Origin of the sequence: Streptomyces sp. HM190, assembly GCF_009857135.1 — a bacterium.
GTDB lineage: Bacteria > Actinomycetota > Actinomycetes > Streptomycetales > Streptomycetaceae > Streptomyces > Streptomyces heilongjiangensis.
The window spans coordinates 639,556-655,756 of record NZ_CP047318.1 but is presented as its reverse complement, the minus strand read 5'-3'; the positions used below and the strand labels follow the sequence as shown (position 1 = coordinate 655,756).

At 72.5% G+C, this 16,201-nt stretch carries 11 protein-coding genes; 4 read left to right on the top strand and 7 right to left on the bottom strand.

Annotated features, from left to right (window positions below):
* Positions 1-59 precede the first annotated feature (59 nt).
* From GSY65_RS02565 to GSY65_RS02550, 4 genes are all read right to left on the bottom strand, one after another.
* Positions 60-1,301 (bottom strand): activator-dependent family glycosyltransferase, encoded by a 1,242-nt coding sequence (locus tag GSY65_RS02565; RefSeq protein WP_159765737.1) that lies wholly within the window; start codon positions 1,299-1,301, stop codon positions 60-62.
* Positions 1,302-1,762: 461 nt separating this feature from the next.
* Positions 1,763-3,025 (bottom strand): sugar ABC transporter permease, encoded by a 1,263-nt coding sequence (locus GSY65_RS02560; protein WP_159775557.1) that lies wholly within the window; start codon positions 3,023-3,025, stop codon positions 1,763-1,765.
* A gap of 14 nt (positions 3,026-3,039) precedes the next feature.
* On the bottom strand, positions 3,040-3,813 hold the full coding sequence (locus tag GSY65_RS02555; RefSeq protein WP_159765736.1) for an ATP-binding cassette domain-containing protein: 774 nt from the start codon (positions 3,811-3,813) through the stop codon (positions 3,040-3,042).
* 48 nt (positions 3,814-3,861) lie between these two features.
* Positions 3,862-4,953, bottom strand: a complete 1,092-nt coding sequence (locus GSY65_RS02550; protein ID WP_159765735.1) for a sugar ABC transporter substrate-binding protein — start codon at positions 4,951-4,953, stop codon at positions 3,862-3,864.
* Positions 4,954-5,255: 302 nt separating this feature from the next.
* Here GSY65_RS02550 and GSY65_RS02545 point away from each other — a divergent pair, with 302 nt between their 5' ends.
* Both GSY65_RS02545 and GSY65_RS02540 read left to right on the top strand, forming a co-directional pair.
* Positions 5,256-7,790 (top strand): SpoIIE family protein phosphatase, encoded by a 2,535-nt coding sequence (locus GSY65_RS02545; protein WP_159765734.1) that lies wholly within the window; start codon positions 5,256-5,258, stop codon positions 7,788-7,790.
* Positions 7,787-8,869 carry a sugar ABC transporter substrate-binding protein gene (locus tag GSY65_RS02540; protein WP_159765733.1) on the top strand — a complete coding sequence of 361 codons (1,083 nt, stop codon included), beginning with the start codon at positions 7,787-7,789 and terminating at the stop codon, positions 8,867-8,869. The genes GSY65_RS02545 and GSY65_RS02540 overlap by 4 nt, the downstream gene beginning before the upstream one ends.
* 76 nt (positions 8,870-8,945) lie before the next feature.
* On the opposite strand, the gene GSY65_RS02535 is transcribed toward GSY65_RS02540, so the two are convergent.
* From GSY65_RS02535 to GSY65_RS02525, 3 genes are all read right to left on the bottom strand, one after another.
* Positions 8,946-9,086 (bottom strand): hypothetical protein, encoded by a 141-nt coding sequence (locus GSY65_RS02535; RefSeq protein WP_159765732.1) that lies wholly within the window; start codon positions 9,084-9,086, stop codon positions 8,946-8,948.
* Positions 9,083-9,667: a hypothetical protein gene (locus GSY65_RS02530; protein ID WP_236579674.1), complete on the bottom strand. Its 585-nt coding sequence runs from the start codon at positions 9,665-9,667 to the stop codon at positions 9,083-9,085. The genes GSY65_RS02535 and GSY65_RS02530 overlap by 4 nt, the downstream gene beginning before the upstream one ends.
* A gap of 134 nt (positions 9,668-9,801) precedes the next feature.
* Positions 9,802-12,561, bottom strand: coding sequence for a M4 family metallopeptidase (locus GSY65_RS02525; RefSeq protein ID WP_443043194.1), 2,760 nt, complete (start codon positions 12,559-12,561; stop codon positions 9,802-9,804).
* Positions 12,562-13,054: 493 nt separating this feature from the next.
* On the opposite strand from GSY65_RS02525, the gene GSY65_RS02520 reads away from it, so the two are divergent.
* Together GSY65_RS02520 and GSY65_RS02515 are read left to right on the top strand one after the other, a co-directional pair.
* Positions 13,055-13,579 carry a hypothetical protein gene (locus GSY65_RS02520; RefSeq protein WP_159765731.1) on the top strand — a complete coding sequence of 175 codons (525 nt, stop codon included), beginning with the start codon at positions 13,055-13,057 and terminating at the stop codon, positions 13,577-13,579.
* 418 nt (positions 13,580-13,997) lie between these two features.
* Entirely contained in the window at positions 13,998-16,142 is a 2,145-nt protein-coding gene (locus tag GSY65_RS02515; RefSeq protein ID WP_159765730.1) for a hypothetical protein, read from the top strand.
* Positions 16,143-16,201: the final 59 nt, after the last annotated feature.

The following is a 16,201-nucleotide window of genomic DNA, read 5'->3' as shown; positions in this document are numbered from 1 at the left end:
TGAGGACGCCACGTCCTCACCGCACCGGAGGCCTCGTCCACTGCCGGGAACGACGGGTCTCAGGCGCGGTGATCCGCCGTCAGCTTCTCCAGCACGGGCACCACGTCCACCGGCGTGGGCAGGGCCAGGACCCGCTCGTCCCGCAGCCGCCGCGCGGACTCGCCGAACGACGGTTCCTTCAGCAGCCGCTCCAGCGCCGTCCGTAGCTCACGCCGCTCCGACACATGGAGCCCCGCGCCGACGCTCCGCAGGTGCCGGCCCAGGTGCACGGCGTACCAGGTGTCGGCGGCCAGCAGCTGCGGAACACCCGCCGCGAGAGCCGTGTTCCACGTGCCGCCGCCCGCGTGGTGGATCACCGCCGAGCAGCTCGGCAGGAGCGCCAGCAGCGGTACGAAGTCGACGAGCCGCGTGTTGGCGGGGACCGCCGTTTCCTCGCCGGGGACCTGTCGCAGGGTGGCGACCAGTTCGATGTCCAGGTCCTCGAACATGCGCAGGTCGGCGGGTGAGAGCGCGTCGTGCCCCGCCTGGTTGCGCAGGGTGACCCCACCGGTCAGGCACACCCGGGGCCGCGTGGGCGGCTCGTGCAGCCAGCCGGGCACCGTGGCGGGTCCGTTGTACGGCACGTACCGCATCGGGACCCGCCGCACGTCGAGCGGGAACCGGGCCTCCGCCGGAACCGTGTCGAGCGTCCACTGCCCGACTGCCATGTCCTCGGCGTAACCGCCTCCGCCGAACCGCTCCAGCAGCGGCCCGAGCCATGCCTCCAGCGGGTCGGCGCGTTGTTCCTCGGGCGCCTCGTGCCGCAGCCGCAGGAACGTGCGTCGCATCTGCTGGAAGTAGTCCGGGCTGAACACCAGCCGTGCGTGCGCCGCGCCGACGGCTCGCGCGGCGACCGGACCGGCGAAGGTGTAGGGCTCCCATACGACGAGGTCCGGCCGGAAGTGCCGGGCGAACCCGGTGAGCCCGGCGACGAACTCGTCGTTGTTGACCCCCCGCATGTAGAAGTCGACGAAAGCCCGGTACAGCAGTCCCTGGCCCTCCCAGGTCTCGGGCGGCTCGACGGCACCGTTCTGTCCGAAGCCACCCGAGAAGTCGGCCTGACCGGCCTCCTGGAGGCGCTGGAGGAAGGTGTGGTCCTCACCCACCGGTACGGCGGTGAGCCCGGCCCGGGTGATCTCCTCGGCGAGCGCGGGCTGCGACGCCACGCAGACGTCGTGCCCCGCCGACCGCAGGGCCCAGGCGAGCGGGATCAAACTGTGGAAGTGGGTCTTCTCTGAGTGGGTCGCGAAGAGCACCCGCATCGGGCGGAAACCTTCCGTTCGGTGGGCGGAGAGGCCGCGCCCCGGGCTGCGGGACCGGCACCCGGCAGCAAGGCTGCTCCGCCGCGGCCCGCCCGCCAACCCCTATCGCCCCCACCTCGCCGGACCCCGCCCGAGCCGCCACCCTTATCCGCTGGCCGTCCGGCGGACAGGGGGGTGCTCCCCGCCACCGCTCCGCGTCAGGTGCCCAGGGCGGCCGCGACCTCCGGGTCCAGCTCGCGCAGGGGCGTGTTCAGAACGGTCATCGACGTCCTCCGCGATGAAGCGTGATGCGTATGGGGCAACAAATCGTGTGATACGCAACATGGTCCGGTCGGGGCGTGCCCCGGTCAAGGGCGCGTCGCCGGAACCCGCGCACCCCGAACGCCGTCCCGCGCCGAAACGTCACGGGGCGCCCGTGCGCAGAGCCGTCCGCGACGGGGCCGGCAGTCCGGCCCGAGCCGTCACGCCCGCCCGTGTGCCTCCTGCGAGCGCCGCGACAGGGCGTCGATGACCACCGCGGCGAACAGCACCCCACCGGTGATCATGAACTGGACGGCGACCGGTGTGTCGGTGATGGCCATGCCCGAGGCGATCGACTGGATGACCAGCATGCCGAGCACCGCCGACCAGGTCGTGCCCCGGCCCCCGAACAGGCTGGTGCCGCCGATGACGGCCGCCGCGATCGCGTTGAGCAGCAGTACGCCCGAGCCGGAACTCTGGCTCACCGACGTGATGCGGGAGGCCAGGAACAGTCCGCCGATCCCGGCCATGGTGCCCGACACCGCCAGCACCGCCGTCTGGACTCCGGCCACGTTGAGGCTGGCGCGCCGCGCGGCCTCGACGCCGCCGCCGAGCGCGTACACCTGCCGCCCGTAATGGGTGCGGCGGAGCACGATGTCGAGGCCGGCCACCACCACCAGGAACACGAGCAGGGCGAGCGGCAGCCCTTGGAAGCTGTTGAGGACGTAGGCGATGGCGAACGCCGGCACCGCCACGGCGGCCGTGCGCACCGTGATGCCCGTGACCGAGCGGTGCGGCATGCCGACCGCCATCCGGCGCCGTCGGTCCTGGTGGGCGGCGACGAACACCATGGCGGCGCTGATCGCCGCCACACCGTACGCGGCGACGTCATTGCTGAGGTAGTAACTGGTCAGCCTGGCGACGATGCCGTCCTCGCTGAGGTTGACGGTGCCGCTGGTGCCCAGGATGTAGAGCATCAGGCCGTTCCAGGTGAGCAGACCCGCCAGGGTGACGACGAACGCGGGCACCCGCGTTCTGGCGAAGGAGAAACCCTGGACGGTGCCGGCGGCGGTGCCGGCGAGCACCGCGACGACCAGTGCCAGCCATTCGGGGACGCCGTTGTTCACGTTCAGCACCGCGAAGACGGCGGCGGCGAGCCCGCTGATCGCACCGACCGACAGGTCCAGCTCGCCGATCAGCAGCACGAAGACGATACCCACCGCGATCAGCCCCGTGCCCACGATGTCCACGCTCAGATTGGACAGGTTCCGGGGCGAGAGGAAGTTCTGGTTGAGGATCTGGAAGGTGATCCAGACGGCGCCGAGGACGAGGACGACGGGCAGCGAGTTCAGCTCGCCCGAACTCAGCTTGCGCCGGAGCACGGCGAGCCCGTGCTCCACCGCCGCGGCGACGGCCCGGCCGCGTCGCGGCGCGCGGGCCTCGGCGCCGGGCCCGGTCGGCTCCGTGCGCGGTTCCTCCCGCATCTCGCGCATCCCCCTCACCACCCCGCCTCGGGGGCGGCCACCCGGCGGGGCACGTTCTCCGTGGCGCCGGTGATGCACGCGATGATCTGCTCCTGCGACGCGGTGTTCACGTCGAAGAAGCCGTTGTTGCGGCCGAGGCGCAGCACGGCCGCCCGGTCCGCGAGTGCCTTGACGTCGCCCATGTTGTGGCTGATCAGCAGCACTCCGAGACCCCGGTCGCGCAGCTGGTCGACCAGGTCGAGGACCTCGTTCGTCTGCTCCAGGCCCAGGGCCGCGGTCGGCTCGTCCAGGATCAGCACCCGGGGCTCGCCCAGCAGGGAGCGCGCGATGGCCACCGTCTGCCGCTGGCCGCTGGACAGCGCCACGACGGGGGCGCGCAGATCCGGGACGCCCCGGGTCAGCCGCTCCAGCAGGCTCCGGGTCCTGCGCTCCATCTCCACCTCGTCGAGCAGGCCGAACCTGCTGATCTCCCGCCCGAGGAACAGATTGCCGACGACGTCGAGGTTCCCGCACAGCGCGAGGTCCTGGTAGACGGTGGCGATACCGAGGTCGCGGGCGTCATGGGGGCGTCTGATGTGGACCCTGCCACCCTCCCACTCGATGACCCCGCGGTCCGCGGGGGCCACCCCGGAGATCACCTTGACCAGAGTGGACTTCCCGGCCCCGTTGTCGCCCAGCAGCGCCACCACCTGTCCTGCGTGGATCTCCAACTCGACGTCCTTGAGGACGTCGACGACTCCGAAGCGCTTGCACACACCGCGCAGCGCCAGCAAGGGGGGACTCGGCACGGGCAACCATCTCCTCACCGGGGCGCGGGGCCCGGTCATGACCGGCTGTCAGGTCAGGCCGACCTTCTGGCAGGCGGCCCGTACGGCGGGGGAGCAGATCTGCTCGACCGTGTAGACGCCGTCCTTCACCAAGGTCTCCTCGATCGTGTCCGCGGTCACGGGTATCGGGGTGAGCTTGACGGCGGGCACCGTCCGGCCGTCGGTGGTCACGGTGTCCGTGGCCACCTGGTCGAGGTTCTCCCCGCGGGCCGCCGCCACCGCCATGGCCGCACCGGCGGAGGCCTCCGGCGCGAACGGCTTGTAGACCGTCATGTACTGGTCGCCGGTGACGATCCGCTGGACCGCCCGCAGTTCGGCGTCCTGCCCGGTGACCGGCGGCAGCGGCTCGATCTTGTTCGCCTTGAGGGCGGCGATGCTGCCGGCGGCGAGACCGTCGTTGGCGGCGTAGACCCCGTCGATGGACTCGGCGCCGAGGCTGGCGATGGCGCTGGACATGTTCATGTTCGCGGTCTCCGTCCGCCACTGGGCGGTGTCGTACTCCTTGCCGATCTTCACCCTGCCCCCCAGCACGGACAGCGCGCCCTTCTTGAACGCCACCGCGTTGGGGTCGCTGAGATCGCCGTTCATCATGACGATCTGCTGGTGGGCCGCGCCGTTCCCCATGGCCGTCAGCAGGGCCTCGCCCTGGAGGCGGCCCACCTCCTCACCGTCGAAGGAGGCGTAGCCCGAGACGGGGCCCTCGGAGAGCCGGTCGTAGGCGATTACGGGGATGCCCGCCTCCGCCGCCTTCCCGACGGAGCCCGCGAGCGCCCTGGAGTCCACGGCCGCGAGCACGATCGCGTCGACCCCGCGGGTGATCATGGACTCCATCTGCTCCTGCTGGGCGGCCACATCGCCCTTGGCGTTGCCGTGCTCGACCTCGCAGTCGGCGCAGCGCTCCTTGATCTGCCGCTCCAGCATCGGCCTGTCCCGCGTCTCCCACCGTGCCGTCGTGGAGTCCGGAAGCAGCAGCGCGATCGTCGTGGCGCCGCTCCCGCCCGACGCGTCGTCGGAGGGCTCGTCGGCCCCGCAGGCGCTGAGGACGACGACCGTCGAGACCGCGGTCACCGCGGTGGCCGCGTCCCGGATGCGGGCCTTCATGCGACCGACCTCCTCACCCGGCGTCGCGTCGCCCCGCACCGCGCGCGGAGGCATCCGGGTGCGCCGTGGAATCGGGGACGCGTGTCCGGTGGCGGAGCGGCGCCACCCGGCCTCGGACGTACCGCGTGTGGAAGGGGCGGGGCGACCACGTCGTCAGTTTGTCACCGGCCACGACGTTCGGCGAATGCTCGGCCATCCACTCCTCTGTCCGTTCTGTCCGGCTGGTTCGTCTATGCGATTCTGGTAGGTGAATGCCTGATCTTGCCAGTGCTCGCGGCATGGACGGGAGGATGGTCACGGACATGCCCCATGACGGCCCTGTCCAGGCCGGGGTCTCGGAACGGCGGGTGTCGGGGAACGGTGCCGCCGGCACCCGCCACCCCTTCCTGCTTTCGGAGGCCGCCGCGAGCGAACGGGCGCTCGCGTTCGCCGGGACGGCCCTCGCCGCCGTCTACACGGCCGACCCCGAGGACACGGAGCTGCGGCTGGTGGAGACGACGGGCCGCGCCACCCCCGCGTACGCGCCGCCCGACCGGCTGCCCCTGTCCGGCGGCTCGGCCGTCGCGCAGGCCGTCCGCACCGGCCGGCCGCTCTGGCTCGACGCCCGGGGGCTCGCCGGCTACCCGGAAGGACGGACGGTGCCGCCGGAGCCGGGCGCCTCCCTGGGCGCCCTGCCGCTGGGGGGTGAGCGCGGCCGTCGGGGCTGCCTCGTCGTCGTGGGGCCGTCCACCGCGGGTTTCGACCCCGAGCAGCGCGGTTTCCTCGGCCGGTACGCCGACGCCGTGGCCGACGTCCTGCGGTCCGGGGACGGCGGGACCGTGCCGGCGTCGCCGCTGACCACCGCGCTGCGCGGCATGCACGTCGGCTCGTTCACCCTGGTGCCGGACACCGGTCTCATCGAGGCGGACGAGACCCTGCTCGACCTGGTCGGGATCACCCTGGACGAGTTCGACGGCAAGGTCGACACCGTACTGGCGCACGCCGTCCCCGAGGACATGCACGCCCTGATGTCGGTGGTGGAGCCCACGATCCAGACCGTCGAACGGCGGGAACTGGAGTTCCGGGTCCGCCGGCCCACGGGCGGAATGCGCTGGCTGAGCCTCGGCTGCCGGGTCCTGGCGGGCGCCGACGGCCGGGCCGAACGGGTGCACGGAATCGTCCGGGCCACCTCCGAGCTGCGCCGCAGCGCCGACGACGTCGCCCGGATCCAGTGGCTGACGGCGGCACTCGACGACGCCACGACCGTCCGGGACGTCGGCCGGGTCGTGGTCAGGGCGCTGCGCGAGCCCCTCGGCGCCGACCGGGTGGCGCTCGCCGAGATCACGGGCGACCGGCTCGTGGTCACCGTGCTGGACCCGCCCCAGACGACCTACTGGCCCGAGAGGTGGCGGGCCGAATGGCGTACGGAGTGGCCCGAGGCACCCATCAGCATGCTCCCCACCCTCAGGACGGCCCTGCGGGACGGACGCATGGACCTGTGGCCGGCCGGCACCGAGCTCGAACCGGGGCTCGTCGGCGTCGGCGACGGCGGACTGGCCGTCCTGCCGCTGCCCGCCAAGGGCCGCGCCGTCGGCGTGTGCCTGATCGGCTGGGACCGACCCCACGAGTTCGTCCCCGACGAGCGGGCCCTGCTGACCGCAACCGCCGCGCTCGTCGGCGACGCGCTCAAACGCGCGCAGGCGCACGACGCCGAGCAGGAACTCGCGACGATGCTCCAGCGCAGTCTGCTGCCCCGGCGCCTGCCCGACCTGCCCGGCGGCGTCGCCGTCGCCCGCTACGTGCCCGCCCGGCAGGGCCTCCAGGTCGGGGGCGACTGGTACGACGTCATCGCCCTGTCCGAGGACCGGGTGGCGCTCGTCATCGGCGACGTCCAGGGACACAGCGCCGGCGCCGCGACGATCATGGGCCAGATGCGTACCGCGGTCCGCGCCTACGCCGTCGAAGGGCACCCGCCCGACGTGGTCATCTCGCACGCCAACCGGCTCCTCGTCGGCATGGAGACCGACCTCTTCGCCACCTGCTGCTACGCCGAACTGGACATGGAGGCGGACAACATCCTCTTCGTCCGCGCCGGACACCTCTCTCCGCTGATGCGCCACCCCGACGGCCGCACCGAGGAGGTCCTGGTCGAAGGCGGGCCCCCGCTCGGCATCCTCGCGGACGCCGACTTCCCCATGACGGCCGTCCCCATCGTCCCCGGCGCGCTGCTGGCGCTCGTCACCGACGGCCTCGTCGAGGCCGCCGACCTGCCCCTGGACGAGGGCATGCGCCGGATGAGCGCCTCGCTCACCGCCGCCGATCCGGCCGACCTCGGACGGGTGGCCGACGCCCTCCTCGGCGACTTCGGTCCCCGTGAGGACGACGTCGCGCTGCTGCTGCTGCGCTACGACGGCATGCGCACCCGGCCGGTCAAGGCGGGCTGGGCGGTGTGGCGGCTGCCCGACGCGGTCATGCACGCCCGCCGCTTCACCGCGCGCACCCTGCGCCGGTGGCAGGCGCAGGAGGTGGCCGACGCGGTGCTGCTGGTCGTCTCCGAACTCGTCACCAACGCCCTGATCCACACCCAGGGCCCGGTACGCATCGACCTGACCCTGCGCGGTGACCGGCTGCGTGTCTGCGTCAGCGACTCCTCGCCCCGCGCCCCGGCCAAGCCGGTCATCGTGGACTGGGAGTCGACCGGCGGGCGCGGCCTGATGCTCGTCGAGGCGATGTCCGACGCGTTCGGCACGGTGCCGGTGGCAGGCGGCAAACAGGTGTGGAGCGAGATCGTCGTACCGCCACCCGACACGGCCTCCGCGCATCCGGGGACCCGAACGGAACCGAGGGACCTGCCATGAGAGCACGGACGGGGCAGGCCGGGGCGGCGGTCCTCACCACGCTCCTGGCGATGTCCATGGCCGCCTGCGGAGGAGGCGACGCATCGGACGGGGACGGCGGCTTCACCGTCGGTCTGCTCCTGCCCAGCGGAGCCATCCCCCGCTGGGAGCACTCCGACAAGCCGCTGATCGAGAAACGGATCAAGGAACTCTGCCCCCGTTGCACCCTGCGGTACGCCAATGCCGAGAACGACGCGGCCCGCCAGCGGGACCAGGTCACCTCCATGATCACCAAGGGGGCCGAGGTGCTGATCCTCGACGCCGCCGACACCCGGGCGATCCGCTCCTCGGTCCATGAGGCCCGCCGCGCCGGCGTCCCGGTCGTCGCCTACGACCGGCTCGCCGAGGGCCCCGTCTCGGGCTACGTCTCCTTCAACGGCGCGGAGGTCGGCAGGCTCCAGGGCACGGCCCTGCTCAAGGCGATGGGCCGCGACGCCGAGGGCGGGACCGTCGTCATGATGAACGGCGACCCGGCCAGCCCCAACGCCGCCTGGTACCGGGAGGGCGCGCTGTCCGTCCTCAAGGGCAAGGTGAAGATCGGCAGGGAGTACGAGACCGGGTGGAGCACGGACGGCGCCCACGCCAACATGGACGCCTCCATCGCCGCCCTCGGCCCCCAGCGCATCGACGGTGTCCTCGCGGTCAACGACGCGGTCGCCGCCGGCGTCATCTCCGCCCTCAAGAAGGCCGGCGTCCGCGACCTGCCGCCGGTCACCGGCCAGGACGCCGACCTCGACGCGGTACGGCGCATCGTCGCGGGCGAGCAGACCATGTCCGTGTACAAGCCCTTCCGTTCGGAGGCGTCCGCGGCGGCCCGCATGGCCGTCGCCCTGGGCCGCGGCGAGGACCTCGACGCCATCGCCACCACCACGACCGACAGCCCCACCACCGAGGACATTCCCACCGTGCTGCTCGCGCCGACCCCCGTGACGGCCGACACCATCGGACCGACCCTCGTCGAGGACGGTGTCTACACCGTCGACCAGATCTGCACCCCGCCACTCCGCACCGCCTGCGAACGGGCCGGACTCACCTCCTAGTGCCGCGACGGGGCGAACGTTGCCCGTCGCGGCACCACCCAGGTCCCCACCGCCCCGGCCCGCCCGGTGTCCGTCGTCATCCGGGAGCGCGTGCCGGGCTGAACCGGCCGCCGACGATCCCGTCCGGTGGCTGCTGTCCGCCGCTCACCCGGAACCGCCGCGGGGCGGCCCCGGCTTCGAGGGCGTCCTCGGAGGCGTGCTGGACCAGGTCCGTCACCGTGCTCCCGTGCCGCGCGAGGCCGGGGTCGGGGCCTGTGGGCCGGAGGCGTGGAAGGTGACCGCCGTCTGCTCCCGGTGGAGTTCCTCCAGGGTGTGCAACTGCCGGTGGCCGCGGTGCAGGAGATCGTCCAGCACCGCGGGGTCGAGGCGCTCGTCGCTCTCGGCGAGCTGCCGCAGGGCCTCCCAGCACGCGATCTTGCCGGTGACCCCCGCCCGCAGCATCTCCAGTTCGACCACCGTGCTGAGCGGGGAGCGGCGCACCAGCCTGCCGTTCGCCTTCAGCCGCCCCAGCTTCTCGGCGGTCCAGCCCGCGTAGACCTTGTACCGGCGTGCGGGGATGTGCAGCCGGCGCAGCAGGTCGGTCAGGCTGCGCCGGTCCTTGGCGATCTCACCGGCGATCGCCTCCAGGGTCGGGCCGAGGTCGGTGCCACGACAGGAACGGGCCAGATAGCGGGCGCGGTCGGTGCCCGCGGTGGCGCCGGCCAGATGGTCGTTGAGGTAGACGGAGAGCAGTTCCGTGTGCGTCCGCCGGGCGGAGGCGGAGGTCCGTGCGGGCCGGGTCCGTGTCGCATGACTCATCGGGATGCTCCTTCGTGCCGAACGGGTGGGCCGCACGCCTGCGGGTACCCGCTCACCCCCGCTCACACCTGCGCGGAGCGGGGCCCGCGCGCACCGGGCGACCGGGCGCGCGGGCCCCGCTCCGCGCAGGCCGGTCAGCCGCACCTGCCGCTCGGCCTGGCCCGGGTGACCACCTCGCCGGTGCCGGTGGTCGCGTCCAGCCACACCACGCGGGTGCCCGGCGCCGCCGCGGCCGAGAGCTGCTCGCCCCGGTTGCAGGAGACCCGGTCCCGGCGGTCGCCGTCCGGCGAGAACTGCCAGAGCTTCGACAGTGCCTCGTTGCGCAGCACGGTGTCCGGCTTCCTGGCGACCATCGTCACCGCGCTTTCGGAGGCCGTCACGTGCGAGACGTTCAGCCCCTGCGGACCCGCCTCCGCACTGAGGTCGGTGACGTTCGAGCCGTCGAGTCCGGCGCTGCGCAGCGCCGTCGTCCCGTTCCCGTCGATCTCGTCGAGCAGCCAGTACACCCGCCCGCCCGCGACCGCCGTCGGGCCGAGGCTCGTGCCGGGCGTGGCGGTCTGGACGACGCTCTCCTCGCCGGTCGCGATGTCCACCACCCGGGTGCTGGACTCGTACACATGGGCCACCCGCCGCGTGTCCTGGTAGACGAGCTTGCCGTCGCTCACCGACGGCCAGGTCGCCCGGCGGTAGGTGCCCCCGCCGCGGGAGACCTTGTTCGCCGGGTCCTTCAGACTGAGGTGGGCGACGGCGGCGCGTCCGCCGTGGTTGTTGTAGGCGTAGGCGACCACGTCACCGTCGACGTCCAGGGCGCGCCCGACGCTCCGGTGGTGGGCGAGGACCTTCACCGGCCCGCCCGCGAGGGGGCGCGCGAGGATGTCGATGCCGTTCGATCCGTGGGCCTGCCACACCACGGTCTTGCCGTCGGTGGCCGGATTGACGTGGTAGCGGCCGTCGTTGGGGCTCATCAGCTTCAGCCGCCCGGTGCCGTCGTTGCGTCCGGCCCACACCGAGTACGGCTCCGTGCCGTCCTCGTCGGAGGTGGCGGCCGTCCACCAGTCGCCGCCGGCGCCCAGCCGGGTGTCGGCGGTGTTGACGCGTTCGAGCAGCGTGTCGGAGTCGACGCCGAGGGCCAGCTCCCAGTTGGGCACGATGCCGTGGGCGTTGAAGGCCCGCTGCACGGCCGTGAGGTCCTGCCCGGAGACGCCCAGGTCCTTCGCGGCGGCGATCACCGCGTCCCGGCCCTGGGTGAACCCGTCGAGCGGCGTGAGGTACTCGGTCACCGCCCTGTACACGACACGGTCGGCGCGCTCGGCGCCGAGGTCCTCACGTATGTCCCACAACGCACCCGAGAAGATGGTCGAGTTGAGGTGCACACCCCCGTTGTCGGTGCCGAAGCCGACACCGAGGAAGGACGCGGCGGTGGTCCGCCCGTCGTTCAGGTCGCGGAACGCGCACGCGTCCGCCGGTCCGGTGCGGCACAGCCGTTCGCCGAGCAGACCCGCGGTCGGGTCGTCCATGGGGACGCCGTACACGTCCGTCTCGATGGCGTTGCCGAAGTAGTCCGCTATTCCCTCGTTGAGGGCGCCGGACTGGCCCGCGTAGACGAGATCGGCCGAGTGGTCGATGACACCGTGGGTCATCTCGTGGCCGACGACGTCCAGCCCCGCGGAGAGCGGGAGATACGTCGAGTCCCCGGTGCCGTACACCGTCTTCTCGCCGTCCCAGAAGGCGTTCACGTACGGCTGACCGCCGTCGGTGACCCCGACCAGCGAGTGGACGGACATGCCGCGCCCGTCGAGGCTGTCCCGGCCGTGCCGGTCCTTGAAGTAGTCGTAGACCCGCCCGGCGGCCCAGTGCGCGTCGACCGCGCCCGCCTCGGTGGCCCCGGACCCGAAGGCCGGGGTCGGCGACGAGAACAGCGGCAGTTCCGGCGGCCACACACCGGCCACGTCCGTGACCCCGAGGCCCCGCGCGTCCCAGGTGCCGAGGAAGTCCCCGTAGTCGTTCTGGATCCGGGTGCGGTCGCGCAGCACGTACGTGCCCTGGACCTCGTCCTGACCGACCGGAAGCTCCACGGACCTCCCGTCGAGCGTGACCCCGGAGCCCACCGGATCGGCCGACCGCGCGGCCCGCCCGGCGGCCTTCCCCGCGGCGGCCGTGCGCGGGGCGCCGAACGTCTTGATACCGCTGTACTGGAGCACCGGGTATCCGGCGTGCGCGTCGATGTACACCTCGCGCAGCACCGGCTCGCCGCCCGCCGGGCTCGCGCCCCGCACGGTGACGTGCCGGGTGAGCAGGCCCGCGCCGGCGGGCAGGACCACCAGGCCGTGCGAGGTGCCCGTCAGCGGGGTCCCGTCCTCGTCGGCCCCCGCGAACGCCGTGAAGTCCTCGGCGTCCAGCTCGGCTCGTACGGCGTCGACCGCGCGTTCGACGGCGAGCATGTCGTCGACCTCGGCCGCGGTGTCGGTCCGCAGCCCCGTGAAGTACCTCCCGGAGGTGCCGGTGACGACCCTCCGGCCGTCGTCCCCCTTCTCCATGCGGACGACGTACTGGCCGCCGAGCACCGGCACACCGCGGTGCTCCTGCCGCAGCCGCACGGTCTCCCGTCCGCCGTCCGCCCTGACGGTCCCGGCCGGTTCCAGGTCCCGCACCGGGTCGGCGATGCGGTAACGGTCCCGTTCGGCGGCCAGGTACGCGCGCGCCGCGTCCGCCGCGCTGCCGGCCGCCGGGGCCCGCTCCCGGATGCCGTCCACCAGGGCGGGCGTCGCCGTCCGCTGCCCCGGCACCACCTCCCCCGGGACCGGTGGTGCCGTGCCGCCCCCGGTCGCCGCGCCGGCGGGCACCGCCGACATGACGAGTGCGGCGACGCCCAACAGCGCCGCCGCACCCGACACGCCACCTCGCCGTGCTCTCGACAAGCCCGCTGATCTCCCGGAACGCGCTCCGTGCTGACGCACTGTCTCCCCCACGCAAGTCGGCTCCCGGCGGCGGTCGACCACCGGCCAGGGGTCATGGAACAGGCGATGCGGCGTCCCATCAACGGGGCGGCGGTTCCCACAGGCGACTTCCGGCCCTTGGCGACCCCGTCCGCCGACGCCTGGGCGGGCACGGGAACCGGCGGACGGCCGACAGCCCGCTCCGGGCGGCGGCCATACGGTTCGAAACACGCCAATGCCGTCACAGAGCCCTCAGGCCCCGCCCCATCCCCACCCGCCGCGCCCGAGCCCTGCGTGACATGTCTATCACGCTGCGTCTATGGCCTGCCGGGCGATGTCGCACACAGACCCTCCACTACCTTCACGCCCCACACACTTTCGGCCGATGGCTCCCCGGCCCGCTCGCCGAGGGGCAGACGGCCCGCTCGTCGTGTGCCTAGCCTCCCGGCCCATGCGATCACCACTGATGACACGTCTCGGCCTCGGCGCCGTCCTCGCCCTCGCCCTCGCCGTCTTCGGGATGGCGCCCACCGCGAGCGCCGACCCCGCGCCGGCCGAGCTGAGCTTCGCCACCGACAGCGCCACCACCACCCCCGGCGGCACGGTGAACCTGTCGATGACGATCACGAACAACAAGACCTACGACATCTGGTTCGTGTACCAGACCATCGAGCCCACCTGGCTCACCACGCAGCGCCCCGACCTCAAGTACTCCTTCACCGGCTGCAGCCTGGCCACCGCCTCCGGCGCCACCCCCTGCTCCGGGACCGGCCCCGCCAACCTCGGCACCAACTACGGCGCCACCATCCCGCCCGGTCAGAGCCGCACCGTCACGCTGACGCTCCAGGTCGCCGCCGACTCCGGCTGCAACGGCAACATCGGCTTCTACTCGTACTACTACGCCGAGTTCAGCGACTCCACGAACACCAGCGGCGGCCCGGTCTACACCCCCCAGACACGGATCCTCTGCGCCTGACGGTTCATCCGGGACGGGGGCCTCCGAGGGGGGCGTGACCTGAAATGATCTGCGATCACGTACATGTCGCGGTATGAACCACTGACAGTTCCGCCGACGGGCCCCCGCGGCCCGTCGGCGCACGGCGCAGCGCCCGGACCAGCGCGCCGGGCCTCCACGGTCACGCGGAACCGGCCCTCCGTACCCCCCGGTGCGGACGGAAGAACACCTCATTCGGTTCCATGCGATTCCGTTCGGACACCTTCGCTTTTCCGTCATGTTTCTCCGCATGACCACAAAAGCTCCACACAGACACCACTATGTGACGCGACGGATGCGTCGACGACTGGCTTCTGAGGGGGATGCCGGCGTCACGCAAGGGGGTGCGTCCGCTCAGGAGAGGCGTGCTCACCCCTGCCCGGGGAGGGGACTTCACCGCATGAAGCGGACCTTACGCACCACCGTGCTCACGGTGGGCGCGCTCATCGCCGCACTCGGCCTGCCCGCCGGCCCCGCACAGGCCGACGACATCGCACCCCGTATCGACCTGCGGGTCCTGGTGGTGAGCGACGGCGGACCGTCCACCGACGCCATCGCCGCCGAACTCACCGCGGCCGGCACGCCCTACACCGAGATCGACCTGACCCGGTCGGACCGGCCCGTCATCGACGCCGGATTCCTCGCGGACACCGTCGACGGCCGACCGCGCGCCAGGTTCCAGGCCGTCGTCCTGCCCAACGACAACCCGTTCCCGGCCGGTTCCGCCGAGATGGCCGCGCTCGTCGCCTACGAGCAGACGTACGAGATACCCCAGGTCGACGCCTACACCTACGCCCGCCCCGAGGCCGGACTCCAGTACCCGGTGTACGGCGGCTACTCCGGCAGCATCGACGGCGCACAGGCCCAGGTCACCGCCGCCGGCAAGGCGGGCCCGTTCGGCTACCTCGACGGGACGGTGCCCTTCGAGGACAACGACCCCGCCGTCGGCGAGAGCTACGCCTACCTGTCGAGACCCGTGGCGGGCGCCGACTTCACCCCGTACGTCGACGCCGCGATCCCCGGCCGGTCCACACGGGGCGCCCTCGTCGGCGAGTACCGGCACGACGGACGCCGTGAACTCGTCGTCACGTTCGTCTACAACCAGTACCAGCAGCAGTTCCGGCTGCTGGCCCGCGGCATCGTGGAATGGATGACCGACGGCGTGCACCTCGGCGCCTCCCGCAACTACTTCGCCGTTCACGTCGACGACGTGTTCGCCGCCGACGACCGCTGGAACACCCAGCTCAACTGCACCCCCGGCGACGTCGACTGCACCGACCCGAACGCCCAGCCCGACCCCATCCGCATGACCCCGGACGACGTCGACCACGCCATCACCTGGCAGGACCAGAAGAACCTCACCTTCGACTTCGCCTACAACGGAGCCGGCAGCGTCGACCACCGCGAGGACCACAACGGCACCGACGCCCTCGCCGACCGGCTGATCGCGCAGCGGAACAAGTTCCGCTGGATCAACCACACCTACTCGCACCCCTTCCTCGGCTGCGTCCAGGACACCACCGTGGTCCCCTGGACGTGCGCGACCAACGCCGACGGCTCCACCCGCTGGGTCAGCCGCAACGAGATCTCCGACGAGATCGCCACCAACCGCGTCTGGGGCCAGATCAACGGACTGCCCCTGGAGAACGGCGAGTTGGTCACCGGCGAGCACTCCGGGATGAAGGTCCTGCCGCAGCAGCCCGAGGACAACCCCAACCTCGCGCTCGCCGTCGACGACAACGACATCACCTGGCTCGGCTCGGACAACTCCCGCGAACCCATCCAGCGTCGGGTCGGGCCCGCCACCACCGTGCCCCGCCACCCGATGAACGTCTTCTACAACGCGGGCCGCGCCGCCGAACAGGTCGACGAGTACAACTGGATCTACACCAGCCGCGCCCAGGGCGGCAGCGGCATCTGCGAGGACAACCCGGCCACCACCACCTGCCTCACCGCGCCCCTGGACACGGCCACCGGCTACGACCAGGTCATCGTGCCGCTGGAGAAGCGGATCGCCCTCGGCCACGTCCTCGCCAACGACCCCCGGCCGCACTTCATCCACCAGTCCAACCTCGCCGAGGACCGCATCGCCTACCCGGTCCTCGACGGCGTCCTCGACGGCTACGCCGCCCTGTTCGCCGACAACACCCCCGTCGTGAACCTGCGGATGAAGGACATCGGCGCCGAACTCCTGCGCAGGGCCGCCTGGCAGGCCGCCCTCCAGGCCGGCGACGTCACCGCCTACCGCATCGGCTCCACCGTCACCGTCGACGCACCCGACGGCACCGCCGTCACCGCCACCCTCCCCACCGGAACCACCCGTGGCGGCGCCGCCTTCGGCGAGGCGTACGCGGGCGCCGCCTCCGGCTGGACCACCGCCACGGGCGCACCCCTCACCCTCACCCTGCCGCCGTCCGCCGCCCCCCCGACGGTCTCCGCCGCCGAACCCGGCGCGGCCACGAAACCGGCACCGGACACCCGTGTCCCCGCGGGTGTGAGCGAGAGAGTCCCCTACGGCGCGGACACGTCCACCGAGGACGACTGAGGCGCACACCGCCCGAAGGTCCCGGCCGCCCCTGCGGCGGCCGGGAGCGGTACGAACCA

What these genes read in the sequence shown, in the direction of transcription:
- GSY65_RS02565 (WP_159765737.1), bottom strand. Translation starts at nt 1,301, where the DNA reads ATGCGGGTGCTCTTCGCGACCCACTCAGAGAAGACCCACTTCCACAGT.
- GSY65_RS02560 (WP_159775557.1), bottom strand. Translation starts at nt 3,025, where the DNA reads ATGCGGGAGGAACCGCGCACGGAGCCGACCGGGCCCGGCGCCGAGGCC.
- GSY65_RS02550 (WP_159765735.1), bottom strand. Translation starts at nt 4,953, where the DNA reads ATGAAGGCCCGCATCCGGGACGCGGCCACCGCGGTGACCGCGGTCTCG.
- GSY65_RS02545 (WP_159765734.1), top strand. Translation starts at nt 5,256, where the DNA reads ATGCCCCATGACGGCCCTGTCCAGGCCGGGGTCTCGGAACGGCGGGTG.
- GSY65_RS02540 (WP_159765733.1), top strand. Translation starts at nt 7,787, where the DNA reads ATGAGAGCACGGACGGGGCAGGCCGGGGCGGCGGTCCTCACCACGCTC.
- GSY65_RS02530 (WP_236579674.1), bottom strand. Translation starts at nt 9,667, where the DNA reads ATGAGTCATGCGACACGGACCCGGCCCGCACGGACCTCCGCCTCCGCC.
- GSY65_RS02520 (WP_159765731.1), top strand. Translation starts at nt 13,055, where the DNA reads ATGCGATCACCACTGATGACACGTCTCGGCCTCGGCGCCGTCCTCGCC.
- GSY65_RS02515 (WP_159765730.1), top strand. Translation starts at nt 13,998, where the DNA reads ATGAAGCGGACCTTACGCACCACCGTGCTCACGGTGGGCGCGCTCATC.